The sequence below is a fragment of the Hyphomicrobium sp. genome (assembly GCF_036833075.1).
GTDB lineage: Bacteria > Pseudomonadota > Alphaproteobacteria > Rhizobiales > Hyphomicrobiaceae > Hyphomicrobium_C.
The window spans coordinates 1-24,008 of sequence record NZ_DAITQL010000062.1 but is presented as its reverse complement, the minus strand read 5'-3'; the positions used below and the strand labels follow the sequence as shown (position 1 = coordinate 24,008).

The 24,008-nt window shown below is 64.8% G+C and carries 25 protein-coding genes; 5 read left to right on the top strand and 20 right to left on the bottom strand.

The window, feature by feature from the left end; translation table 11 throughout:
- Positions 1-390: 390 nt before the first annotated feature.
- The 18 genes from V7082_RS15965 to V7082_RS15880 all read right to left on the bottom strand — a co-directional run bounded on the left by V7082_RS15965 (position 391) and on the right by V7082_RS15880 (position 14,235).
- The gene (locus V7082_RS15965; protein ID WP_334150220.1) at positions 391-795 is read right to left on the bottom strand and encodes a DUF6362 family protein; all 405 of its coding nucleotides are present in this window, start codon (positions 793-795) and stop codon (positions 391-393) included.
- Positions 796-808: 13 nt separating this feature from the next.
- Positions 809-1,009, bottom strand: coding sequence for a hypothetical protein (locus V7082_RS15960; protein ID WP_097031991.1), 201 nt, complete (start codon positions 1,007-1,009; stop codon positions 809-811).
- Complete coding sequence (locus V7082_RS15955) at positions 1,006-1,527, bottom strand: crossover junction endodeoxyribonuclease RuvC (protein ID WP_334150216.1); 522 nt, start codon at positions 1,525-1,527, stop codon at positions 1,006-1,008. Before V7082_RS15955 ends, V7082_RS15960 begins: the two co-directional genes overlap by 4 nt.
- Before the next feature lie 432 nt (positions 1,528-1,959).
- Positions 1,960-4,515 carry a VapE domain-containing protein gene (locus V7082_RS15950; protein WP_334150214.1) on the bottom strand — a complete coding sequence of 852 codons (2,556 nt, stop codon included), beginning with the start codon at positions 4,513-4,515 and terminating at the stop codon, positions 1,960-1,962.
- 9 nt (positions 4,516-4,524) lie between these two features.
- Entirely contained in the window at positions 4,525-5,952 is a 1,428-nt protein-coding gene (locus V7082_RS15945; protein WP_334150213.1) for an ATP-dependent DNA helicase, read from the bottom strand.
- A complete protein-coding gene (locus V7082_RS15940; protein WP_334150211.1) occupies positions 5,841-6,590 on the bottom strand; it encodes a hypothetical protein in 750 nt (249 codons plus the stop codon). The genes V7082_RS15945 and V7082_RS15940 overlap by 112 nt, the downstream gene beginning before the upstream one ends.
- On the bottom strand, positions 6,587-7,438 hold the full coding sequence (locus V7082_RS15935) for a hypothetical protein (protein WP_334150209.1): 852 nt from the start codon (positions 7,436-7,438) through the stop codon (positions 6,587-6,589). Before V7082_RS15935 ends, V7082_RS15940 begins: the two co-directional genes overlap by 4 nt.
- A complete protein-coding gene (locus tag V7082_RS15930; RefSeq protein ID WP_334150206.1) occupies positions 7,435-7,644 on the bottom strand; it encodes a hypothetical protein in 210 nt (69 codons plus the stop codon). Before V7082_RS15930 ends, V7082_RS15935 begins: the two co-directional genes overlap by 4 nt.
- Positions 7,645-7,654: 10 nt before the next feature.
- A complete protein-coding gene (locus tag V7082_RS15925; RefSeq protein WP_155045842.1) occupies positions 7,655-7,882 on the bottom strand; it encodes a DUF6511 domain-containing protein in 228 nt (75 codons plus the stop codon).
- 140 nt (positions 7,883-8,022) lie between these two features.
- Positions 8,023-8,253 carry a hypothetical protein gene (locus tag V7082_RS15920; RefSeq protein ID WP_068767866.1) on the bottom strand — a complete coding sequence of 77 codons (231 nt, stop codon included), beginning with the start codon at positions 8,251-8,253 and terminating at the stop codon, positions 8,023-8,025.
- Positions 8,254-8,335: 82 nt separating this feature from the next.
- On the bottom strand, positions 8,336-9,085 hold the full coding sequence (locus tag V7082_RS15915; protein ID WP_331793563.1) for a hypothetical protein: 750 nt from the start codon (positions 9,083-9,085) through the stop codon (positions 8,336-8,338).
- Between the two features lie 18 nt (positions 9,086-9,103).
- Complete coding sequence (locus V7082_RS15910) at positions 9,104-9,961, bottom strand: ATP-binding protein (protein WP_334150198.1); 858 nt, start codon at positions 9,959-9,961, stop codon at positions 9,104-9,106.
- 101 nt (positions 9,962-10,062) lie between these two features.
- The gene (locus V7082_RS15905) at positions 10,063-10,581 is read right to left on the bottom strand and encodes a hypothetical protein (protein ID WP_334150197.1); all 519 of its coding nucleotides are present in this window, start codon (positions 10,579-10,581) and stop codon (positions 10,063-10,065) included.
- Positions 10,581-10,874, bottom strand: a complete 294-nt coding sequence (locus V7082_RS15900; RefSeq protein ID WP_334150195.1) for a hypothetical protein — start codon at positions 10,872-10,874, stop codon at positions 10,581-10,583. The genes V7082_RS15905 and V7082_RS15900 overlap by 1 nt, the downstream gene beginning before the upstream one ends.
- Positions 10,875-10,972: 98 nt before the next feature.
- Positions 10,973-11,329: a hypothetical protein gene (locus V7082_RS15895; RefSeq protein WP_062563522.1), complete on the bottom strand. Its 357-nt coding sequence runs from the start codon at positions 11,327-11,329 to the stop codon at positions 10,973-10,975.
- 13 nt (positions 11,330-11,342) lie between these two features.
- Complete coding sequence (locus V7082_RS15890) at positions 11,343-11,936, bottom strand: hypothetical protein (protein ID WP_334150192.1); 594 nt, start codon at positions 11,934-11,936, stop codon at positions 11,343-11,345.
- Positions 11,937-12,053: 117 nt separating this feature from the next.
- On the bottom strand, positions 12,054-12,911 hold the full coding sequence (locus tag V7082_RS15885; RefSeq protein ID WP_334150191.1) for a hypothetical protein: 858 nt from the start codon (positions 12,909-12,911) through the stop codon (positions 12,054-12,056).
- A gap of 85 nt (positions 12,912-12,996) precedes the next feature.
- Positions 12,997-14,235: a hypothetical protein gene (locus tag V7082_RS15880; RefSeq protein WP_263568450.1), complete on the bottom strand. Its 1,239-nt coding sequence runs from the start codon at positions 14,233-14,235 to the stop codon at positions 12,997-12,999.
- A 454-nt stretch (positions 14,236-14,689) separates the two neighbouring features.
- On the opposite strand from V7082_RS15880, the gene V7082_RS15875 reads away from it, so the two are divergent.
- From V7082_RS15875 to V7082_RS15855, 5 genes are all read left to right on the top strand, one after another.
- A complete protein-coding gene (locus tag V7082_RS15875; RefSeq protein ID WP_334150190.1) occupies positions 14,690-15,145 on the top strand; it encodes a DUF2924 domain-containing protein in 456 nt (151 codons plus the stop codon).
- Positions 15,142-16,464 (top strand): recombinase family protein, encoded by a 1,323-nt coding sequence (locus V7082_RS15870; protein WP_334150188.1) that lies wholly within the window; start codon positions 15,142-15,144, stop codon positions 16,462-16,464. Before V7082_RS15875 ends, V7082_RS15870 begins: the two co-directional genes overlap by 4 nt.
- 26 nt (positions 16,465-16,490) lie before the next feature.
- Positions 16,491-16,853 carry a hypothetical protein gene (locus V7082_RS15865; protein ID WP_334150186.1) on the top strand — a complete coding sequence of 121 codons (363 nt, stop codon included), beginning with the start codon at positions 16,491-16,493 and terminating at the stop codon, positions 16,851-16,853.
- Positions 16,854-16,926: 73 nt separating this feature from the next.
- Positions 16,927-20,160, top strand: a complete 3,234-nt coding sequence (locus tag V7082_RS15860; RefSeq protein WP_334150184.1) for a site-specific DNA-methyltransferase — start codon at positions 16,927-16,929, stop codon at positions 20,158-20,160.
- A gap of 4 nt (positions 20,161-20,164) precedes the next feature.
- Positions 20,165-22,957 (top strand): BPTD_3080 family restriction endonuclease, encoded by a 2,793-nt coding sequence (locus tag V7082_RS15855; protein WP_334150182.1) that lies wholly within the window; start codon positions 20,165-20,167, stop codon positions 22,955-22,957.
- A gap of 45 nt (positions 22,958-23,002) precedes the next feature.
- Here V7082_RS15855 and V7082_RS15850 read toward each other — a convergent pair whose 3' ends face one another.
- Both V7082_RS15850 and V7082_RS15845 read right to left on the bottom strand, forming a co-directional pair.
- Complete coding sequence (locus V7082_RS15850) at positions 23,003-23,389, bottom strand: hypothetical protein (RefSeq protein WP_334150180.1); 387 nt, start codon at positions 23,387-23,389, stop codon at positions 23,003-23,005.
- Positions 23,386-23,649 (bottom strand): DUF6429 family protein, encoded by a 264-nt coding sequence (locus V7082_RS15845; protein WP_334150179.1) that lies wholly within the window; start codon positions 23,647-23,649, stop codon positions 23,386-23,388. The genes V7082_RS15850 and V7082_RS15845 overlap by 4 nt, the downstream gene beginning before the upstream one ends.
- Positions 23,650-24,008: the final 359 nt, after the last annotated feature.

The window sequence follows — 24,008 nt, the reverse complement described above, 5'->3', positions numbered from 1 at the left end:
GGAGTCCACCGGCTTCCAGCTGGATTCCGGAGTCCAGGGTATCCACCCCGGAGTCCACCAGCCAAGTCGCTGTTATTGCGTTGTTATTTCAGGTTGCGCGATGGCTTCCGGCTGGGGTGGCTTCCCAAAAAATCGGCCCTGTCGCTAGCGATATGCCGCGCTTCGCCCGCCAGCATACGAATGTCGCCAGGAAGGAACCAAGATATCAAAGGCTTGGCAGTTTGGACCCCGACTGGTTCCCTCGCTGGACCCCGGAAGCCAGCGGCGCGGCCAGTGCCTGCGCGCTCCTCTCCCGAGTATATTCAATCTGTAGCGTCCTGGACGCGATCTGTCTTGGCATCCGGTGTCTCGCATGAAAGTGTCTCGCCCACGCGACGGCTCTTGACAGATTCAGGGCGTCACCTTCGCGACCACGAAGTCCATCGACCGCTTGGTCGGCACGCGCTTGCCGTTCAGACGCCAGACGATGATGGCGATGCCATACTGCCATCGGCGATTGGCGGTGGCGCGGCTGATGCCCAATTCCCAGCAGATCGGCTTCCAAGGCTTGCGGTTCGCCCGGAGCCACACAAGGCGCGCGTCGGCCTGGTCCAGCCAGCGCAACCATAGCAGAGCGTCGTCGGCTTGGGTGATGTCTCGCGGGCCGGGCTTCGGCCGTCGCATCCGGGGTTCCTGACCGACCTGATCGGCGAAGCTGTGGAAATACTCGGGCCAGGCGTTGAAGTAGCCCTGCGGCTTGACCTCGGGCAGCGACCGGAAGACATCGGCTGCACTCTCAAGGCGCGCTTCGACCATGGCCGGGGTCCAATCACCCATTGGCCACCTCCCTTGGCTCGATACGCGGGCCGTAGAGTTTTTCACCCAGCTGGCGGACCAGTTCCTGCTCCGGCCAGGTGAGACGCGGGTCGTCGATGGAAACGGCCAGCAGACCATGGTCGTGCCAGCCGTCCTGCTTGACGCGATCTGGATCACGGCGCGTACCACCGTAGCCTCGGGGATACCACCTCACGCGACACCCCCGTTCGTTTCGATGGCCCAATGCAGGATGGCGATGGCATCCGCCTCGTTGTCATCGGCGGGGCTGAACCCGCGCTCCTGCGCAGCCGCAATCATCGCCTCCTTGTCGGCATTGCCCTTGCCGGTGGCATGGCGCTTGATGGTGCCGACCGGCAAGCCCTCATAGGGGATGCCGCGGAGTTCGGCCCATGCTGTGAGGGTGGCCATCAGCCCGCCATAGACATGGGCAGCGTCGGTGCCGACATGGCGGCGGACTTCCTCGAACCAGATCGCGGCGATGGGGCCTGATAGCCGGTCGATCTCGGTCAGCCAGTTCGTGAAGCGGAGGTAGCGCATGCCGCCGCCGTCGAAACGTCCGGGGCGCAAGGATGTCGTGCCCGAGGTGATCAGGCCGTCATGGCTGCGCAAGGCCCAGCCTGTCGTTGTCCCGAGATCGAGGGCAAGAATGCAGGTCGCAGAAAGGCACCCCTGTTCGAGGTGCAGGTCGGCAGTCTGGATGGTCGGCGTCATGTTGAAGGCTCACGGATCGTGGGCCTTCGGCTTTGGTCATGGTCAGAGAATCATGACACGCGCACCCATTCAAGAAAAATGCGCCAGACGATGCTTCTGTCCCACCTGGTCTCGGGTTGTCCCACTTGTCGAACAAAGTGGGACGCCAAATTTTCCTTTCAAAACAAGGCGTGTCCCACCTGTCCCACTTGTCCCACCTCTTTCCCTACGTCGCATGAGGAAGAATGAGGTCGGGGGGGACACATGCGCTCCATATGGGAAAGAGAGAAGTTGGCGGTCCAAGTGGGACAGGTGGGACAGGATTGATTTCAAATGGTTTTTTCCGTCCCACCTTGGGCTTGAAGTGGGACACGCCGCGAAGTGGGACAGCGGCAAACGAAAAGGGGCACCCGGATGGATGCCCCTTCGGTGCCTGACACTGCCATCGCGATGTCAGCCGCTCTGCGATCTGCGGTAGCGCCATTCGCGGGTTGCGCCTGCGCCGCTGCGGTATCGCTCCCAATCCCGCGACTTCAGCCAGGCCCCCACGCGCATCTGGTCGCCCTTGGTCCATTTCGCGGGCTCGATGCCGAGCGCGCCTTCGAGGATTTCGCCCACCGACACATCGCGGATCGGCTCGGGACGTTCGAATTCTTCATCCTGCCAATCATCCCAGCCGGCGTGACCGCGATTGACGCTGCGGGTGTCGTGGGTCAGCCAGCGGTCGATACGGGCGTCCCAGGCATCGGCCTGATAGCGCGCCTCCTGCGCGACGGCGGCTTCGGCAAGCAGCGCCGGATCGTCAAGCCACCAGATCGCGCCTTCGCGGAAGCGATGGACGGCTTCGGCCCAGATCTGACCACGGTCGCGGGCCAGCGCCGCGATGTCGATGGTGCCGCAGCGTAGCGGCCAGAATCGGCGATTGCCGGTTTCATCGCGCAGATAGGTGTCGGGGTTCACAGTGCCTGCGAACACGCACTGGCGCGGCACCTCGACGGTATAGCGGCCATAGGGCGGGCGGAAGCGGTCGGTGGTGCGGGTCAGGAAGGCCTTGATGCGCGAGACCTCGGCCCGGCCGATGGCGTCGAGCTCGGCGATTTCCACGATCCAGACGCCCTGCATGTGAATGGCCGCGTCCTTGGACCCAAGCTCGGGCAATTCGTCGGTGAACCAGTCCTCGCCCGCGAGCACCTTGATCGCGGTGGATTTGCGCGCGCCCTGCGGCCCTTCGAGGATCAGCATGTGATCGGCCTTCACCCCGGGCCGGTAGATCCGGGCCACGGCAGAGATCAGCCAGAGCGCGCCGATGGTGTGATGGAAGGATGTCGGCGCTGCACCGAGGTAGGTGCTGGTCCAGGTCTCGATCCGGGGCGTGCCGTCCCATTTCAGGGTGTCGAGCCAGTCGCGAACCGGATGGATGCGCATGTCGCGGGCCACCGCGCCGACACCCCGGCTGACGACCATCGGGGCGACGTTGAGCCCGCGCAACTGCAGCCATTCGGCGGTGCGCACATCGTCGGCATCGTCCCAGGGGCGCGGAAAGCGGATGGCCGGGTCATCCCAGGGCAGCGGCTGGCGCACCACGATGGATTGGGCGAACTCGTCGAAGGCCAGGAGACCGGCAAAGACCGGATCCGAGGACAGGGCGATGATCACATTGGCCTCGTTGCGCTCGGGCGTGCCGGACAGATCCTGACACAGCCGTCCGAACCAGGCGGGCCGCGCGATCCGGCCCTGCGGATCGCCCGTCGCATGCACGCGGCGGCGCAGTTCCGTCAATTGCTTGTCGAGGATGGACATGGAGATGCCGGTCGCAGTCTTGATCCGGGCAAGGATCTGGCGTTCGGGCAGCGGATCGAGCCGGGCAAGCGCAAGGCGGCCGAGAAGGCTGGAGAGCGCGGCGAGTTCGGGCGGGTTGGTCAGCGCCTCGGCGGCGGCAATCAGAACGTCCGGATCGCCAGGCGTCGGAGCTGCCACTGTCGTCATGGCCTCAAGTCCGACCGGCTCGTCGGCCGAAATCTCCGGGCGATAGTCCGCCGCACGCGCTCCGCGCATCAGATCGTCGTTGAAATCGTCGCCATTGAGCGCGACCACGATCTGGTTCGGAATGTCGGCCCGGTTCAGCCGGTCCGAGAGCGTGGCGGCCGCCTGACGACCGGCATCGCCAGCATCGGCGTAGATCGTGATCCGCGTTGTGCCCGCCGGCCACTGAAACCGCGTGAGACCATCGGCAGAGAGCGCCGCCCAGACGGCGGTGCCGAACAGGGCATGTGCTGCCAATGCCGTCTCGATGCCTTCAGCGATGCCAAGATGTCCGTCTGCAGGCATGGCGAACAGGCGCACGGCCGCATCCGCTACCGATCCCAGCATCTTCTTCCCCGCAGGCGCCTTGGCACTGCCGTCGTCGAGCAGGAAGGTGCGGTGGATGCCCGGCGCGCGCTGCCCGTCCGCCAGGCGTGGCAATGCGATCAGCCCCGGCCAACCGCGTCGCGTGTCGAAATCCGGTAGGTCGGGGTGGAACAGCAGATCCGGGCATCCCGGATCTGCAAGGCCGCGGGTGCGGAGGTAGGTTTCGCCGGGGGTGCCAGCGAGCGGCTTTGCGCCGTCGATCAGTCGCGCAATCTCGCCGGTATGATCGGGCTTCGCGCGTGGCGCGTTTCGGGGCGCGGAATGATCCATCCCAGCAATCCGCGCCGCTTCGTCGAAGAGCGCGCCATCGCAGAGCCCGGTTGCCTGCGCGATCAGATCTATGGGCCCGGCGCTTTCGCCGGTGGCATAATCGAACCCCCAGCCGGCATATGGCCCGTCGAGATGGATCGTGCAGGACCCTTCCTTGCGCGGCGGGCGGCCGGACAGGTCGGCACAGCGCAGGCTGCGACGGTCGCGCGCAAGCCGCGCCTCCGGAAAGATGCCGGGGAGCCAGTCGCCAGCTGTCGCCGCCAGCCGGTCCTTTACGGCCGCCAGATCGTGGCGTGCCTTCGGCGTGCCGACATCGTTGAGATCGATCATCGCGCCTCCTCAGGCCAGAAGGACGAGCCCGCGCTCAGCGCGGGTGATGGCGGTATAGAGCCAGCGACGGCGGACGATCTCGCTGCGTCCCAGCCCGTCGTCCCAGACGATCACGTTCTCCCACTGCGACCCTTGCGCCTTGTGGGCGGTGATCGCCCAGCCGAAAGTCGCCTCGGTCAGCTTGCGTTTTTCCCGCCAATCGCGGTCATGGCGCTTGGCGTCGTAGGCGACGTGATCCTCGAAATGCCCCTTGTAGATGCGCAGCCGCCCGGGGCGTCCGTCGCTGTCGAAGGGGGATACCCGGCGCCCGTCCTCGTCATGCACCACGGCAGAGAAATAGAGGCTGCCCTCGTCGACGATATCCTCCAGGGTCAGGAACATGCCGTTGATAAGCCCGAGCGAATTGTCGTTCTTGAGGCAGATGATCTTTTCCGCCGCGCCAGTGGGCAGATACGTCCCGCCAAGGCCAGCCGCCGCACGCATCGCATTGTTGATCTGTAACCGTGTCGCATTAAGCCCGCAGATCAGCTGCCCGCCACGCAGCGCCTGTTCCGGCGAAATGTCGCCCTTGCGCATCTTGGCGACATGGGTGTCGTAGGTGCCAAAACCGATGGGCTCGCCCATCCGCGCCATGGTGGCGAGACGGATGATCGCGCTCTCAGTCGCCTGACGGTGGATCTCGGTCAGCATCACGTCAGGCGCATCGCGGGTGAAGGCGCCTTCGCCCTTGATGGGCGGCAACTGACCCGGATCGCCCAGAACGAGGATCGGTTTGCCAAAACTCATCAGATCGCGCGCCATCTCCTCGCCCACCATCGACACCTCGTCGAGGACGATCAGCCTTGCATCCGCCGCATCGCTCTGCGGGTTCAGGGCGAAACGCGGGTGCTTCATCGCCGAGAGCGCCTGCCGCATGGCCTCGATCGCGGCCTCGGCCGTGGTGCGATCAAAGCCGGTGAGGCGCCGTGCGGCGGTCTCGGTCTCGCGGACCTTCTGCGCTGCGGCCTCGATTTCCGCTTCCGTGGCCTCGATCACGGAATAGATCAGGCTGTGAATGGTGCGCGCAGGCGTGCCCTTGCGGGTCAGCACGAGCGCCGCCTTGCCGGTGAAGGTGGCGGTGACCACACCCGGCACGCAGGTGCCGTCCTTCGCGCCGCGATGGGGCGACAGGCCAAGCTCATCGAGCGCGAACTTCAGCACCGTGCTCTTGCCCGATCCGGCATAGCCAAAGAGCCGGAATACCTGTTGCGTGTCGGTGCGGTTCTCGAACCAGTCGCGGACCTCGGCGATGGCGGCGGCCTGCGCCGCCGATGGGGTAAATTCCGTCATACCTGTCGTGCCTCCACCGAATAATCCTTGACCACCCCGCCGCGCGCGGGATCGCCCACTTCGCATTGGCGCACGAAGATGCGCCGGCCGTCCGGCAACTGGCGCCAATGCCCCCGGCGCAGATGCCAGCGCGGGCTGGCATGACTACCACCGAGCCGCTCGGATGCGGTGCGAAGCCGGGCCGGATCGATGGCGACCTCATGCCAGGTCCAGCCGCGCACGCCATCCCGCGCGAAGGGTTTGCGCTTGATCGGGGCGATCTGGCGTTCGCTGATGCTCGCTGCCGATGCGAGGATCGCGAGCCCGCGCCAGACGATGGCGGCCGCCGCCTGACCGCTTTGTTCCGCCAGTCCTGCATCGCGGAGCGCCGGATTGGTGGCGAATTCCGCGATGCCGCCATCGGCGATCCGGACATGGGCATGGATATCGGTCCAACGTCTGGGGCTGCGCCACATGGCGAGCCAGACCGCCTCAATGCCGTCGTCGCACTGTCGGGCGTAGACGATCTGGCTGCGGATGGTCCGACTGCGGTCGGCCAACTCAAAAATCGTCTCGGGGTGCGGCAACCGTTGCGGACCTGCCGCCAGGCGGCGGGCCAGCGCATCGACGTCGTCGGAATCGAACTGCGCCTGATCGGCGAAACGCCAGACCGGTGCAAATTCGAACCCTTCGAGCAGGTCCGGCAGCCAGAAGCGCGCGCGATGGGCGCGGACAATCCGCTTGAGATCATAGGCGTCGGGGATCATCGCCTGGGCTCCGCCCGTTCGCGGCTGAAACGCTCCACTGGAGCGTTTCCGGGACGCCGCTCACCCCAGCACCTAGCCGCCCATGCGCAGGGCGCGTGCCACTTGCCAGCCGCCATGCCACCCCGGCAGACGACGGCCGTGGGTTCGGTCGCCGCCCGGGGCAACCATTCGCCCGCCTCGGACGCCTGCACGACCGTGACCGCGCGATCTGACATCTCCTGCGCCAGGCGGGCATCGAACGGCACCAATTCCGTGTGCAATTCCATCGTGTCGCGGTTCAGCGCGGTGAAGATCGCGGGGTTGGGCAGGTCCATATAGGCCTGATAGAGCGCGATCTGGGCGGCATAGACGGGGCGTGCGATGCTGACGCCGCGCTTGACCACATCCTTCCAGCTCGACGCGCCGAGCGCCTTGTTCTCCCAGAGCGCGGGATAATCCATCGCGACGGGGCCGGAGACGAAGCAGCCGTCGATATGCCCCTTGAACCGGCCCGCCATGGCCGCGAAGCCGAACTGGCGGCCATCGGGGCGTTCGGTGCGCAGGTCGAACCCGGCGATCCGGAACCAGCCCGCGACGATGTCCTCGGCCCGATGCCCCGCCTCGAAGATCCGCAGGATGCGCGGTTCGAATTCCTGGCCTTCGTCCTTGGGAACGGCGAGGTAGTCATACTGGATCTGGCGCAGGCAGTCGCGCCCCAGCCCCGAGGAACTGACATAGGTGCGGGGGCGCTCGGCGCGATTGCGCGCCGTCAGGGCCGCATCGATGGCGGACGTAACGGCAGTGGCGATCGGCGGACGCGGCGCATCCTGGCCATAGAGGCAACCAGAGCCATGGTTCAGGTCAATCATTGGTCGCGCTCCCAGAACCCGCCAGCCTGCGCGATGCAGGTTAGCTTGTGATGCTGGGCCTCGGTCAGCCGGGCGCGCGCGCCGAATGTCTCCAGCTTCTGGCGCAGGCTCTCGCAGAACTCGACCTCGAAGTCGGTGATGGCGTTCGCTGTCGCTGCGGCGAGAAGGTCGGTCCAGGGAGCGGTCTCGTCGTTCAGATCGATCATGACGGCCCCCTCAGAACGGAATCGGATCGTCATGGGCCGTGCCGGTCCGCTCCTTGCGTGCGCCCTGCGCCAGCATGCTGTCGACATAGCCGGTGACAGCCGCCTCGATCAGCCGGTCGATATCGGCGGCGGTGCGATGGAAGAAGGGCTCCATGAGCCCGAGGTCGGTCAACGCTTCGGCAAAGAGCGTCCGCGCGTCGCGGATCGCCTGTGCCTCGCGGGCGGTCTTGTCGATCATGCCATTCATCCTTTGGGCGATTGCGCTGCCCACGTCCTGACAGCGGAGCGAGCAGAAGCGGTGATAGGGATAGCGGTCGTGCTGGAGGCGGTGGACGTAGCCGAAGCCACGAGCCTCCCGCGCGCAGACGGCGCAAAGCGCTACCCCAGTAGGAAATTCGCGATCGGGTCCTCGGGCGGCCAACCCGCCCGCTGAAGCTTCTCGGTCTGCATCACGATCCAGCGTGAGATCGCGTTGCTGGCCATGGCCTCGAGGTCGCCGAGGGTGAGGCTTGCGATGGGTTGGTGCAGTCTTCCTCGGGCCTCGAGCCATGTTCCGATCTCCAGCGCGGCGGCGCGCGTCACATGCGCTTGCCATTCGTCCGGGGTCATGGGCCGGTCGCCCGGCCCAGCCCCATCGGGCTCGGCGGTGGTGGATCGCGCAGAGCCACCCGACCGCCGCTTCCGCCGCGCCTCAGCCATTGAGCCAGGCGGGCATCGCGGGGGCGCCCGGCGCGGCGGACGCCGGTGCCTGCGTCGCGGCAGCCGCTGTGGGTACGGTCTGCGCGCCCCAGGCCGGAGGGGTCGTTGCAGCGGGCTGCTGTGCCGCGCCCCATGCCGGTGTCGGCGCTTGCCAGCCCGGCGCCGCGCCGCTCGCGGCCTTGCGCGGCGGGGCGTTGACGGGTTCCGGCGGGACGGTTTCACCGCGCATGACGGTGGCATGGTGCGGCTCGTCGGGCAGAACGACGTTGGCGATGCGGTTCTGGTCGCGGTATTGCGGGTTGGACGCGGGCTCCACCATGATGCGGGCTGCGAAGACGATGCCGTCGAGATGCTTGAGGCCGGGCAGTACCCGCTTGGCCTTGGTCGCCGGGGTTTCGTCGCGCGGATCAAGCCCGAGAGCGCTGTCGACCATGGCACGAAACGTGGATTTCGAGATCTTCCAGCCGATGGACTGGCCTTTCTCGTCGAGCTTTCCGCCTGCCACGGTGAAGCTCTGCCAGAACTTGCGGCGGGCATGCGGGCCTTCGACCACCGTGAATTCGCAGTCGAGCATGCGCGCATCGCTGGACTGCGAGGCCTTCAGCAGCCCCGCATCCATCGGGGTTGCGCCGTTCACCCCGCCGGGGCGGATCGTCAGGCGGACCTTGGCAAAGGTACCGTCGGGGATCAGCTCACCGATGGGGGCCATCTGAGGCTGGGCGTCGTTCAGATCGTAGCTCATGTCAGTTCCTTTCAGGGATCAGGAGGCAAAAGCGGGTTGATGGGAGGCGCGACCGTCGATCCGGGCGAGCAGCGCGCCGAGGTCTGGCGGTTCGGTCAGGTCGAGACGGCCGGAGCGGTCCTTGGCAGGAAGGCCCCAGGGATTGCCGGACTTGCAGACAAGGCGGCGGTCGGTGGCGGTCTCGTCCAGCACCCAGCCGCCTTCGGCATCGCGGGCGAAAAGCTGCATCGAAACCACTTGGTCCACGATGCCGGGCAATTCCCGCCCGGCCTTGCTGCCTTCCATCTGCGGCTGCCAGGTGACGGCGCCGAAATCGTCGGTCACCTTTTCCAGCACACCGACGAAGATCACGGTCTTGCCGCGCGCATGCTGGAGGTGCTTCAGCGCCTGGATCACCTCACGCCCCAGAAGCCCATAGGCGCCGCGGACATCGGGCTTGCCGGTCCGGTCCGAGAAGGCTTCGGGCTGCTGGCGGGCATAGGCCATCGCCTGCCGCGTCAGATCGGTGATCGAGTCGACGAAGACGATGCGGCGCGCGGCAAGGAAGGCCTCGATGCCGCTGTCGCGGTACTGGGCCTGCAGCCACGCATGCCGTTCGGTCCCGTACCAGGACTGCGGATGCTGCGCGGGGTCCGGCCCGCCGATCAGCACCGCAAGGTCGCGGAAATCGGTGAAGCTGCGCACCGGGATCGACGCGCCGCGCCAGTCCTGCACCGATTTCATCCCGGCCTCGAGGTCGAGGCAGACGGTTTCCTCGGCAGGCAGGGACTTCAGGAGTGTGGTCTTGCCCACGCCCGGTGGGCCGAAGATGGCGAGCGAGGTCTTGTTCTCGGCGGCCGAGAGGCGTTCGTCGGCGGTGATGATGCGGAAGGCCATGGGATTCTCCGAAGGATTGCAAGGGGCGCGGCGGCGGGGGTGACCGGGTGCCGAAGGGGAACCTGCCCGGCGTTGCCGCTCGGGCGTCCCGCCGCCGCGCGTCACCGGTCTCGGGTCTCGAGCCGGAACACGGGTTTGCCGGTGGTCTCGGACCGGGCGGCTGCGAAGCCTTCGCGCATGGCGTCGGGCCAGGCGCCGAAGCGGCGTTCGGGCACGCGATAGGCGATCTCGAGATACTGGGTCGGATCGTCGCCGGCCTCGCGGATCCGGGTTGCCATTGCGGCCAGCCGGTCCTGATCCCACGTGACCTTCTTCGGCAGGTCGGCGATCACCACCACGCCCGCATCCTCGATCCGAACCGTGCCGGAGGTCTTGCCCTGCGCAGACCGCTCGGCCTCGGTCGCCGCCCCGTAGCGCTGCGCCAGTGCCGCTTCGAAACGGTCCTTCAGGCGCTTGACCCGGGCGGTCTCAGACGCTGCCGCCTCCTGAAGTGCCAACAACAAGTCCGGCGGCATGTCGGCGATCTCGGCGAGGGACAGCCGGTCGAGGTCGTCGAACGTTGGCAGGTTGTCGAGGCGGGTCTCGGTCGGCGCATCGGTGCTGGGGAACGGCGTGACCATCAGCGCCCCTCCCGCTTCAGGGCCGCATCCACGGCGCGGTCCGTGCCGACAGCCCCGGCTTCGCGAGCCAGACGGTGGAGCTTTTCCAGCGCCGAGGATCGCTGGATGGCCGCGGACAGTTCGCCATTCGCGGCGACGATGGCGATGGCGATATCGTCGACACTCGCGGTCTCGACGGGCAGCGGATCGGTGGCATCGCCGGGACTCCAAGCGGCGGGGATCACCTCCGGCAGATCCTCAAGGCTGCGGAAGGCCTTGCGCAGGCGCGCAAGCGGGCCGTTGGTCTCGGTCATGTCGTGGTCTCCGTTATTGGATGCGGCCGAGCTTCCGGCCAGAAGGAAGTAAAGGGACGGCGGGAGCCGATCCCCGATCCAGGCAAGCATGGCGCGCATCAGGCGGCCTCCTCTGTCGCGATGAGTTGGGAAAACGGGATCGGCGCATGGCGCGGCTTGGTCCGCGCGATGGCTAGGTACGCGAAGCGGTCGGGGCCGACCCGGACCTGCACCAGATGCACCAGCGCGGCCTCGAAGGCGCGGTGGGCGGCACTGGCCAGCGCTCCGAGCCTGCGGCGTTCCGGTTCCGGCAAGGTGGAAATCACCGCCGTGGTATCGATCCCGAGAAACCCGCGATGATACTCGAGGCGGTCGCCCGGCATGGCCTGTCCGATCCAGGCGCAAAACTCGATGTCGGTGAGTGGCCGGACCTTTGCGGGCGTGAATTCGGTGAGGGGCATGACGATCATCTCCATGTCGGTCCTCTACTCACGCCGCTTTCGAACCGTCCCACTCGGTCCCGATCCCGCGCATGGCGAGGTCGAGCCGCAGGCGGGCGATGTGACGGTAGAGGGCGGAACGGGAGGTGCAGCTGCGCTCGACGATCTCTGCGACAGCGCAGGTGCCAAGTGCCACGCAAAGCCCGCGGGCCTCGTCCGGCAGGCCGCCCAGCACCCGGGCGAGATCGTGGCTTGTGTCGGCGTCGTCCGTGGCAGAGCGGTCCTGCCCATACCAGGCGGCCAGACCGTCTGCTTCTGCCAGCAAGCAGCCCAGAGGTTCGGTCGCGCCGGAAGCGGGGGCGTCGAGCGAAAGCACCGTGCCGCCCTGAATCTTGCGCTGACGGTGATGGCGGATGGCGATGCGCGAGGACTGGTTGCGCAGGACGATATTGGCAAAGGCGCCGATGCTGCCACGGCGCGCATCGAAGCCGGGCAGCCGGCAGATCAGGTCGACCAGCAGGTCCTGGCGGAGATCGTCGAGATCGGCGGCAGGCAGCATAAGCTTGCGATGCAGGCGACGCGCGGCAAAGGCCGCCTCGTCGATCAGTGTGGCAAGGTCATCGGGGGAAATGGGAGGGAGCATCTGTTTCGATCCTGGTCGTTTGCGTTGACCAGTCGAAGATGCAACCTGCTGAAATTCTTTATCTCTCGGGCTTCTCCCGGAAACCTCCCGAAAATCTCCCGGTGCCGGAAAACGGGTCTAGGCGATGAACGCGATCCCGGAGGATGCAAGGTCGAGACGTGCGCCGACCTTGGACTTGCGATCGATGAACCCGTTGCTCGGGACCGCATCCAGCCGCTTGTTCTTCCGGAACGCATCGCGCAGCCGGTTGATGCAGCGATCGACCTGTTCGGGATTGCTTTCCCGCCCTGTGCTCGCCTGAAGCGTTGCCGCCAGTGCCTCCTTTGAAACCCAGCCCCCGGCGGCCATGGCCTCCTCTGCGAGCAGGGCGAAGGCGTCGAAGTCTCGCGGCTCGATGTCGATTTCGATGCCTTCGAAGATCACCCGGCGGCCGATACGGTCGATCTGGAGGCGCGCGTCCGGGGCCTGCTGTCCCGTGGGCACCCGAACCCGACCGAGATCGAGCGCGAAGGGGCGATCCGGGTCGTCGCGCAGCAGATCGAGGGCACGGGTGACCGTCAGGCGGAGGCCGTCGAGCTGGCGAGCGACCGCCGTCGGCAAGTCGCAATCGCCGAGACTGATCAGGGCAACAGGCGTTTCGCTGTCGATGGCGCCGCGCACATGGTCCACGATTTCTTGCGAGTTCTCCTCCCGCAGTCGCCGCACAAGGCAGATTTCGGCAGTTCGACCATGCTTTTCGTGGCGACCGAGCCGCCAAATCCTGGCCGAGATTGCAACCGGACCCGGCCCCTTCAGTCCCGACTGCTCGCGTATCGCGCGGCAGAGAGCGGCGATATCGATGTCGAAGGACTGGATATCCAGCGCGTCGTCGTAACGTTCGCACTCTCCGGTCTCTGGATCGACGACGATCAATTCATCGCCGACCACCTGAAAGACCGCAGTGCCATCGTCGCGTTGATCCTCGCGGTCCGCCAAGATTCCCAGATTGCGCAGCGATCGGACGAAGCGCGGATCATAGGGCTCTAGCTCTGCCGCACCGATGGCACGGATCGGATGACGATCACTCTGCCGCAGCAGCAGCCTGATCAGTTCTGCGGCGTTTGCGAATGTCATTGTTTTCCAGCATCTCGAGGATGAGCCGTTCGTGCGAGTGGTCGCGCATGCTGACTGTGCGCGGCGGCCGGATCGTAACCGGGACCACGATCTCGCTGCCGTCCACTTCAATGGTGACGTCGATCTTGGCATGCACGATCCGCACGTCAGCAACCTCGATCTCGGGGGCCAAATCCTTCAAGCGCCTGAGCGCATTCTCGGAATCGCCGAGCGCCAGAAACCACGGCGAGCGACGCAAGCGCCCCGTAGCGGTCAGTTGCGCCTCATCGATGCGCACTTCCCGCAAGGCGACATGCGTGATGTCGCCGTCGGGATCGAAGGTGAACCTGAACTTCTCGCCGTGTCGCTGCAGGGGACCGAGAGTGTAGAGTTCTTCTTTGGCCGAGGCCTCGAAAATGTCGCCATCTCCAAGGACATGGGCGCCGAAAAGCCTTACCAGCTTCTTGGCGTCGGTGGCGGACTTCGAGCCCACAGAGACCGCGCTCCTGCGTCGGTCATACTCGATGGTCGATTGCACGATCTCGCGGAATTTCAGCGTGTCCTCTGCCCCCTCCTGATCGACGTTCTTGGTCTCTGGCTTGGAGCCGTGCAGGATCAGCACGCGTAACAGATCGTCCTCTTCGAACCACCGCACATCGCAATAGTGACCGTTGTAGCGGCCTGCGAAGTGCAGCCGTGCCGATTCGGCGAAGCTGTCTTTTACCCCGGCATCGTGGTGGCGCAGTTCGACGTCCTCCCGTTCCGCGTCGCGTTCGAGCTTGGACGAATGGGCAAGAAATGCCGCTGCGCTGAGGGCGCGGTCGAAGATTGCACGGTGATCGAGCCAGGTGACCAGCGCCATGAAGCGCGGCGTGAAGCGCAGATCGTCAGCTGCCCCGTCGATACGACACGCCGACAGGACATCAATACCAGCCTCCGAGGCGATTTCCTGGATGATTCGTGCGCCGGCATCGGTCGACAGCGTCGAGATATTGTAGAGTGCGAATTGCAGCTTTGCCGGGAATCGCAGGTCAGCCCTGGCGAAGAGCGCGAAAATCGCCTCACGCCGCTTTCCCTCGTCCTCTGGGAGCCCATTCCAGTCGAAATCTATCTGGCCCAGATAGGGGCTCAGCAAACGATGAAGCAGTTCGAGGTCGACGGTGCGCGAGAACGCGCGATCGACGAAATTCTTGATCCTCTTGGCCATGTAATCTCCTCTCGCCCTGAAACCTTGTCGCTTGCGGTCGCAAACCGGTTTGCGCCTCCACGACCCGCTTAACGCTGGCGGAAAATGCATGACCGATTCACCGGGCGAAGGTGAAGCACTGTTCCGATTATGTTCTACCCGGCCGATCAACCATGAGTCGAGTCCCGCCTTTCGCGTAGCGGCTACCTATCCCAGCGGGACGTTGTCCGGTTTACCTGAGTAGAGGCAGGGCAAGCCACCACGGACTTGCTCGCATGAAACGCCCCAATCCCCTGCCACCCGAACAGATGACGCCCACAGAACGCCGTGCCGAGTTGTGCGGTCTGCTTGCCCTCGGGATGGTGCGTTTGATGCAGCGAGAGCGGGGAGAACCTTCTGACGAAACTGGAGAAATTCGCCTACACTATCCGACCGACCGATGCCGTCATGCAACCCCGCACCCAACGGAGACAGCATGACGACTCACGACCCGATCCCCGCGCGCCTGGCCGCGCTGAAGACCGCCAGCACGCCCGACTTGAAGCAGCAGTGGCGCGACCTGTTCGACAGCGAACCGCCGCCGTTCAACCGGCGCTACCTCGAATCCCGCCTGGCCTACCGGATCCAGGAACTCGCCTATGGCGGGCTCACGCCCGAGACCGTCCGGCGGCTGGAACGGCTGGGCGAAGAACTGGACGGCGGCGACAAGAAGAAGCGCGGCATCCGCGCCGACCGCGACCGCCCCATCACGGGCACGCGCCTGCTGCGCGAGTGGCAGGGCGTCGAACAGATCGTCACTGTCACCGCAGACGGCTTCGAGTGGCAGGGGCGGCCCTACAAGTCGTTGTCCGCCATCGCGCGGGCCATCACCGGCACGCGCTGGAACGGCTGGGTCTTCTTCGGGCTCAAGAACCACAGGGGGCGGACATGACTAAGCCGCCCGAAAAAACCAAGTCCGTCCGCAAGCTGCGCTGCGCGGTCTACACCCGGAAATCCTCCGAGGAAGGGCTGGAGCAGGAGTTCAACAGCCTCCACGCCCAGCGCGAGGCATGCGAAGCCTACATCGCCAGCCAGCGGTCCGAGGGCTGGGTGCTGGTCCGTGATCAGTATGACGACGGCGGCATCTCGGGCGGCACGTTGGAACGCCCGGGATTGACACGCCTGCTGGAGGACATTGAGGACGGGCTGGTCGACGTGGTGGTGGTCTACAAGATCGACCGCCTCAGCCGCTCGCTCGCCGACTTCGCCAAGCTGGTCGAGGTGTTCGACCGGAACGGCGTGACCTTCGTCTCGGTGACGCAAAGCTTCAACACGACCACGTCGATGGGTCGGCTGACGCTGAACATCCTGCTGTCCTTCGCCCAGTTCGAGCGGGAGGTCACCGCCGAGCGCATCCGGGACAAGGTAGCAGCCAGTCGGAAGAAGGGCATGTGGATGGGTGGGGTGCCGCCCTTTGGCTACAGGGTGGAAAACCGGAAGCTGCTGGTCGACGAGGAGAACTCCGAGCATGTGCGCTGGATCTTCGCCCGCTTCATCGAGATCGGCTCCTGCACGGTTCTGGCCCGCGAGGTCGACGCGCGAGGTCTCGGAACGCCGCGTGGCAACCGGATCGACAAGAAGTACCTCTATCGGATGCTATCAAACCGCGCCTACCTCGGCGAGGCGGTCCACAAGGGCGACAGCTATCCCGGCGAGCACGATGCGATCATCGACCGTGAGACTTGGGACAAGGTTCACGCCATCCTGCAGGAGAGCCCCCGCAAGAGGGCTGCCCGGACCCGCGCCGACACACCCGCGCTGCTGAAGGGGCTGCTGTTCGGTCCCGATGGCGCGGCCTTTTCGCCGACGCACACCCGCAAGGGTGGTCGGTTGTACCGCTACTATGTCAGCCAGATGGTTCTGAAGCATGGAGCCGGGTCTTGCCCTGTCGGCCGCGTCCCCGCTGGCGAGGTCGAGGCGGCCGTCATCGACCAGCTCCGCGCCGTATTCCGGCAGCCCGAGATCGTGGCGGGAACATGGAAGGCAGCGCGTGCGCAGGACGACGGAGTCACCGAGGCCGACTCGCGCACGGCCCTGCAGAAGCTCGATCCGCTGTGGGATGAACTGTTCCCGGCGGAACAGGCGCGTATTGTGGCCCTATTGGTCGAACGGGTCGATATCGGCATCAGCGGCCTCAATGTCCGCCTGCGCACGGACGGACTGGCGGCGCTGGCGCGTGAAATCACCGCAGATGCAGGAGCAGCCGCATGACTCGGAATACGTCGGTCCCCGACACCATGACCATCCATGTTCCGTTTCGGGTCGTGAAGCGCGGCGGGCGGAAGGAGATGGTGTTGCCGGAAGGCGCCGCGCAAGCACGCAAGCCGGATAACACGCTGGTCAAGGCACTGGCACGCGCGTTCCGCTGGAAGCGGATGCTGGAGTCGGGCGAGTTCGCGTCGATTTCCGAGTTGGCCGAGAAGGAAGGGATCGCCTTCACCTACATGGCGCGGCTTATGCGATTGTCGCTTCTTTCCCCCGAAATCATCGATGCCGTGATGGACGGCCGCCAGCCCGCGCATATTACGCTCGCCAATTTGATGGACCCGTTCCCGGCCGACTGGAAAGAGCAGCACAGGCTCTGGTCCGACGTTAACTGATTCCCGCGTGCAAAATGGCAACCGGCGCGATAGGTAATTTAAAACAAGACCTTTTCGTGAGTTTCTGCGCCGCATGTCCGACATTTCCGACCTGATCCTGACCCTTTCACCCGAAGACGGTTCCACCATCGGTAACGGGGCCATGCTGGCGCTGCTGCGCGAGCACATGCCGGACCTTGCCGAAGACGACTACATCGCCGCGCGCGATGCGCTGATCGACGAGGGCGTGCTGGGGCGTGGCAAGGGGCGTGGCGGGTCGATCTTCCGCGTTACCGACGATCTGGGCGATGAGGATGACGACCTGGACGAGGATGAGGGCGACGAGGACGATGGGTTCGAACTGACCCACACCGAAGAGGCCGCGCCGCGAAAGCCCCGTACCAAAGCCGGGAAGAAGGCCGCGCGCAGGCCGGACGGGCCGGTGCAGGTGCTGTCCTACCGCCATGGCGAGACGCGGGTGAACAACCCCGAGGTCGGCATGGTCCATGCCGGCACCGATCCGGATGGCGAGAAGACGGTCTGGGCCTATGACCCGCATCTGGACCCGGTGCTGAACTTCGATTCCGCGCGGGCGGGGATCGAACGGCTGATCGACGACGCGCTGGCCAGCGGTGATCTCGAACAGATGCGCGACGCGCTGCAGGAACTGAAGCGGCTTCAGGCGCCCTACCTCAACTGGACGGGCAAGGCGGAGCGGACCAGCGTCGAGGTCGATACCGTCTCGCTGCATGTCCACGAACGGGTGGACCCGGCGACGGTCCTCGCCAATGCGGCCAGGCGGCTGAAGGGCAAGGATTCGGCGACGCAGTGGCGGCAGCCGGACCTGTTCGCGGCGCCGTTCGAGAACCTGCCGCTGCGCCAGGCGCTGGATTTCTACCACCACGAAAAGGGCTGGTCGAACCGGCTGGTGGCGGGCGACAGCCTGCTGGTGATGAACTCGCTCCTGACCAAGGAGAGCATGGGCGGCAAGGTGCAGATGATCTACATCGACCCGCCCTATGGCATCAAATACGGGTCGAACTTCCAGCCATTCACGAACAAGCGCGACGTGAAGGACCGCTCGGACGACGACCTCACCCAGGAGCCCGAGATGATCAAGGCGTTCCGGGACACCTGGGAACTCGGCATCCACTCATATCTCACCTATCTGCGCGACCGGCTGATGCTGGCGCGGGAACTGCTGACCGAGAGCGGGTCGGTGTTCGTGCAGATTTCGGATGAAAATGTGCATCTCGTCCGAGATGTTCTCGATGAAGTTTTTGGCGTTGGAAATTTCTGCGCCCTGATTCCCTTCAAGAAGACCGGTGGGCAGAGTTCTGCTGCGCTTGCCACTGTGAACGACTATCTAATTTGGTATTGGCGTGATGCAGCGCACGCGAAATACCGACCGCTCTACCAAGTGAAAGTTCCGGGAAGCGAGGGCGCTACCAATTACTCGTGGGTCGAGGAGGCAAGCGGCTATCGCCGCAAGCTCGGCAAGGGCGAGTTTGAGCACCTCTCCGACAGCCAACGAGTGTTCCAGCCATACCCGATGTTCTCCGAAGGCCCGTCGCCTGGCGATCAGCCGCTTGAATGGTGCGGCGCGGTTTTCAATCCCTCGGCAAACTCACATTGGAAGACCACAACGCTTGGGCTTTCGCGATTGAAGAAGTCCGGGCGCTTGATGGCGCAGGGAAAGACGATGCGGATGGTCAACTACCACGCGGACTATCCGGTGACGCCGATTACCAACATCTGGCTTGATACTCAGATCAGCGGCTTTAACGATCCTCGGACCTACGTCGTCCAAACGCTTCCGCTTGTCATCGAACGCTGCCTCCTGATGACGACCGATCCCGGCGATCTGGTGCTCGACCCCACCTGCGGCTCCGGCACCACGGCCTTCGTCGCCGAGAAATGGGGGCGGCGCTGGATCACCTGCGACACGTCCCGCGTGGCGATCACGCTGGCCAAGCAACGGCTAATGACCGCCAGTTTCGACTACTACGCGCTGCGCTATCCGCATGAGGGGCTGGGTGGTGGCTTCGACTATGAAACCGTCCCGCACATCACGCTGAAAAGCATCGCCAACAACCCCGACATCGACACGATCTATGACGAGGATCACCCGAAGATCGCGGCGGCACTCGCCGACCTGAACGCAGCACTTTCCGCCGCGCCGCCGAAGCCGCTCAAGCCCACGCAAGGAGCGCGCAAGGGCAAGCCGGTGGACTTCGCCAAGGGCGACACCCTGCACGAATGGGAGGTGCCCTTCGACTGGCCCGAGGACTGGCCCGACGCCGCCCGCACGTCCTTCGATGCCTTCCACGCCGCCCGGCAGGCGATGCAGCGCCGAATGGACCAGTCCATCGCCGACCATGCCGAACAGGAAACCCTCTACGAAAAGCCGCGCATCGACAGATCCAAGCTGCGCATCTGCGGGCCGTTCTCGGTCGAGGCAGTGCCGGCGCCGACCGTTCTGTCGCTGGACGACAGCATCCCGCCGCAAGAAGCCGACGAGACCGTTGCCCGCTCCGGCGAAACCTCGCGCCAAGCGCTCTGGCGCGACGAACTGCTCAAGACCGGTGTGCGCGGCAAAGGCGGCGCCATGCTCCGCTTCGCCGAGTTCGAGACCCTGCCGGGGCTGAAGCACATCCACGCCAGCGGCTCGCTGGCCGAAACAGGCGAACGAGTCGTCGTCAGCTTCGGCCCCGAGCACGCGGCGCTGGAGCAGCGGCAGGTGGAACTGGCGCTGACCGAGGCCGAGACCCTGCGCCCGTCGCCGAAATTCATCCTGTTCTGCGCCTTCACCTTCGACCCGGAGGCCGCGAAGGACATCGACGAGGTGAACTGGCCCGGCGTCACGCTGCTGAAGGCGCAGATGAACACCGACCTTCTGACCGAGGATCTGAAGAAGGGCCGCAGTTCCAACCAGTCGTTCTGGCTGATGGGCCAGCCCGATGTGGATCTGCGCAAGCGCAAGGACGGGCTGTGGGAGGTTCAGGTCAACGGCTTCGACTATTTCGATCCGCGCAAGGGCGATCTGGTCTCGGGCGGCACAAAGCAAATCGCAATGTGGTCGCTGGACGTGGATTATGACAACCGATCCCTGATGCCGCATCAGGTGTTCTTCCCGATGGCGGATGCCAAGGGCGGCTGGAACCGCCTGCGCAAGACCGTGCGGGCAGAGCTGGACGAGGACCTGCTGGAGCAGTTCCACGGCACCGTCTCGCTGCCCTTCGAGGCGGGTGAGAATCGGCGCATCGCGGTCAAGATCGTGGACGACCGCGGGATCGAGTCGCTCAAGATCATGTCGCTGGAGGGATAAGCCCATGTCCCTCATCATCAATTCGCCGTTCGTCTGCCCGGCGCAACACTGGGTCGAGACCAAGGGCGGCAAGCTGGAGATCAAGTCTGAGCGGCGGCCGGCGAGCTACGAGGTCTTTGACGCGCGCAACAACACCAAGCGCACCGAGGGGCTGGACCTGGTGAACACGATCCGCACCCGCGTGGATCAGTGGCGCGACGACGGTTGGCCCGGCGTGACCATCGTCACCCGCAAGCTCTTGGAGCACTGGCACGACCGCGAGGCGCGGCAGCATCCGTTCTATTTCTGCCAGCTTGAGGCCATCGAGACGCTGATCTGGTGGGTCGAGGGCGCCGAAGCCTACAAGCAGGGCATCGCGATCCCCGGCGATGGCGGCGTCTGGGAGCGGCTCTGCAACAAGATGGCGACGGGCGCAGGCAAGACCACGGTGATGGCGATGATCATCACCTGGCAGGTGCTCAACGCGCTGACCTATCCGAAGCGGAACAAGGACTTCAGCCGCGCCGTGTTCATCGTGGCGCCCGGCCTGACGGTAAAGGAGCGGCTGCAGGTGCTGCTGCCCAGCGAGGGCAGCTACTACGACGAGTTCAACCTTTGCCCGTCCGAGGCCCTGCGCCAGAAGCTGAACCAGGCGGAGGTGTTGATCGAGAACTGGCACACGCTGATGCCGCTGAAGGAAGCGGACCGCTCGGTGGTGAAGAAGGGGCGCGAGTCCGACGAGGCCTTCACGCGGCGGGTGCTGGGCAAGCTGGCGGCGCACAAGGACATCATCGTCATCAACGACGAGGCGCACCACGCCTACCGCAAGCCGCCCGAGGTGAAGATCAGCAAGAAGCATGCCGAAGAGCATGGCATCGACTTGGATGAAGCGACGCGCTGGATCGAGGGTCTGGACCGCATCCACAAGACCAGGCGCATCCAGCGCTGTTTCGACCTGTCGGCAACACCCTTCGCGCCGACCGGCAAGAAGAGCACCGATACGGCGCTGTTCGACTGGATCATCTCGGATTTCGGCCTGAACGACGCGATCGAGGCGGGGCTAGTGAAGACACCGCGCGTCGTTGTCCGCGACGATGCGGTTCCGGACGCCAAGACGCTGCGTTCGAAGCTCTACCACATCTACCGCGACCCGACTGTTTCCGAAGACCTGAACCGCAAGGCCGAACCGCATGAGGCGCTGCCGAAGCTGGTCCAAGACGCCTATACGCTGCTCGGCGCCGACTGGCGGGAAACCCGGGCGCAATGGCAGGAGGCCGGGCATCATTCGCCGCCGGTCATGCTGACGGTCTGCAATCGCACTGAAACCGCAGCCCGCATCGAGACCTATTTCAACAAGGGCGATGCGCATTGGCCCGAATTGCACGCACCGACCCGAACGCTCCGGGTCGATTCCAAGGTGCTGGAGAAAGCTGAGATCGGCGAGACCGCGACCTCCGACAAGGATTACGAGGCACGGCTGAAGGCAATCATCGACGCTGCGACCATCCCCGAGACCCGCCGCCAGCAATTCCGCTCGCTGAAGAAAGAAGAACTGCTGCGGGAGATCGTGGACAACGTCGGGAAGCGAGGAGCGGCCGGACAGGATCTACAGAACGTCATATCGGTTGCGATGCTGTCGGAGGGATGGGACGCCAAGAACGTTACGCACATCATGGGTCTCCGGGCCTTCACATCCCAGCTGCTCTGCGAACAGGTTGTTGGGCGCGGATTGCGTCGGGTGTCCTATGACACGGACGAGAATGGTCTGTTCCTGCCCGAATACGTCAATGTCTTCGGCGTGCCGCTTTCCATCTCGGAAACAGGCGAAGGCGGGGAGGCTCCGCCGCCTCCCAAGCCGACCACCCAGATCGAAGTCCTACCCGAGCGGGCTCATCTGGAACTTCGATGGCCGAACGTGCTGCGGGTTGAAACGGTCGTGAGACCGCAGCTGACCATGGACTGGGGCAAGGTAGCGCCGCTCGTGCTCGACCCTGCCAGCACGCCGATCAGCGCGGAAATGGCTCCGGCGCTCGGGGGCGCGACCGATATGGGCAAGGTGACAGCCATCGACCTCGAGAAGCTGCCAGACGGCTTCCGTCTGCAACGTCTTGTCTTTCAGGCAGCACGAAAGGCCTTCGCCGAACTCAGCCACGGTTTCTCGGGTAGCCACGAGTATCTCGCGGCGCAGCTGGTCAGGATCGTCGAGGCGTTCCTAAACTCCGACCGCCTCGACATCCCGTCGCTGTTCCACTCCGACCCGCTTCGGCGGCGGATTCTGATCGCGCTCAACATCGACCTTGTCGTTCAGCATGTGTTGAGCAACGTCACCGAGCAGAACACGGAACGCCTGACGCCGGTCTTCGACGAGGAAAATCCCATCGGCGCCACCGGCCAGATGCGGACCTGGTACACCACCAAGCCCTGCTTTCCGACCACCAAGTCGCATATCAGCCATCTCGTCGGGGATTCGTCCTGGGAGGGACATGCCGCCAACATTTTCGAGAAGCGCGAAGACGTCATCGCCTATGCCAAGAACGATCATCTCGGCTTCCAGATCTATTACATGTGGGCCGGTTCACGACGCCGCTATGTTCCTGATTTCCTCGTGCGCCTTGCCAGCGGCACCATTCTGGCGCTTGAGATCAAGGGCACCGATAGCCCTCAGAACAAGGCCAAACGGGACGCGTTGAACGAGTGGGTGAAGGCGGTCAACGCGGCGGGCGGCTTCGGCCACTGGGCATGGGATGTCGCGTTCAAGCCCGCGGAAATCCAGGACATTGTCACGAAGCACTCAGCCGTTGTCGAACCTGTTGCATAATGGGATCCGGCGACCAACCGTCGATGCCTGACCTGACCCGAATTGCTATCTCGGCGGTTTGGCTTCCCCGCCGGCGATAGTCGCAAGAAAGGCCTCATCCAGCTTCGGTTCGTCCCATCGTCCGGCAACGGCAAGCCAACGGTCGAGGTGGTCTCGAAACCCCGCGTCGTCAGCCTTGAGGTGAAAGGTGTAGAGCCGGTCGACGATCTGTCGCATCAGGTTTCGCATCTCGTCGTCGTCGAGATGGGACGCGTCAGACCATGGAATCTGGCGGCCGTCGGCATCGGTGATGAACACGTCCGAATAGTCGCCCTTGTGGGTGACCGGAACGGTCCCGGCGTGCAATTCCTCGATCCCCGTGTTGCGCACACAGATCATCGCCATCAGTTTCGCCAGCTGGGCAGCGATGCGCTCCTCGTCGGCCGGTTTCATCGTTCCGACCTCTTTGAATCGTCCGACTGCTTCACGAACAATTCGGCGAGAGCCGCCTCCGCTCGGGCCGGTCCGACTTCCGTTAGGGCCAGCGATTTCGCCTTGCCGATGGGATCGTGGATAAGCCCCTTGGCGTGCAGCCGGTCGGTGATCGACCAGTCAATCCCTTTCCAGACTCGATTGCCGTCATGCAGCGTCAGGCTGAGGATCGCCAGCGCCGCGTCGTCGAGCTTGTCGGTGTCGAGGTCTGGTTCCGCCATTCATAGCCTCCGTCACCGACAGGATGCCGTCGTCGCAGGAAATTCTCAATGGCGGAAGGGATTTGCGAGGCTGGATTGAGAAAGAACGGGTTGGATTTCTGTTCCTTTCCACAAACGCCACTGGCATCAAAGTGTTCAGGTGGCGCGAGGAACTGTCCCTATACTTTCAATGGGTTACAGGCTCTACACCGAATGCGCGCAGTCGAGAGGTCCAGAGAATATCGGCCCTGAGAGACCGCTTCCGGGCCTCCCGGCATCGAGGCCAGTGCTCAGCCCCACCCGCATAACCCTCGAAAATAACGAGAAAACCCGGCCGGAGCCGGATCGGGAGAACGCCTTCGCAAGAGCAACTGGCGGAG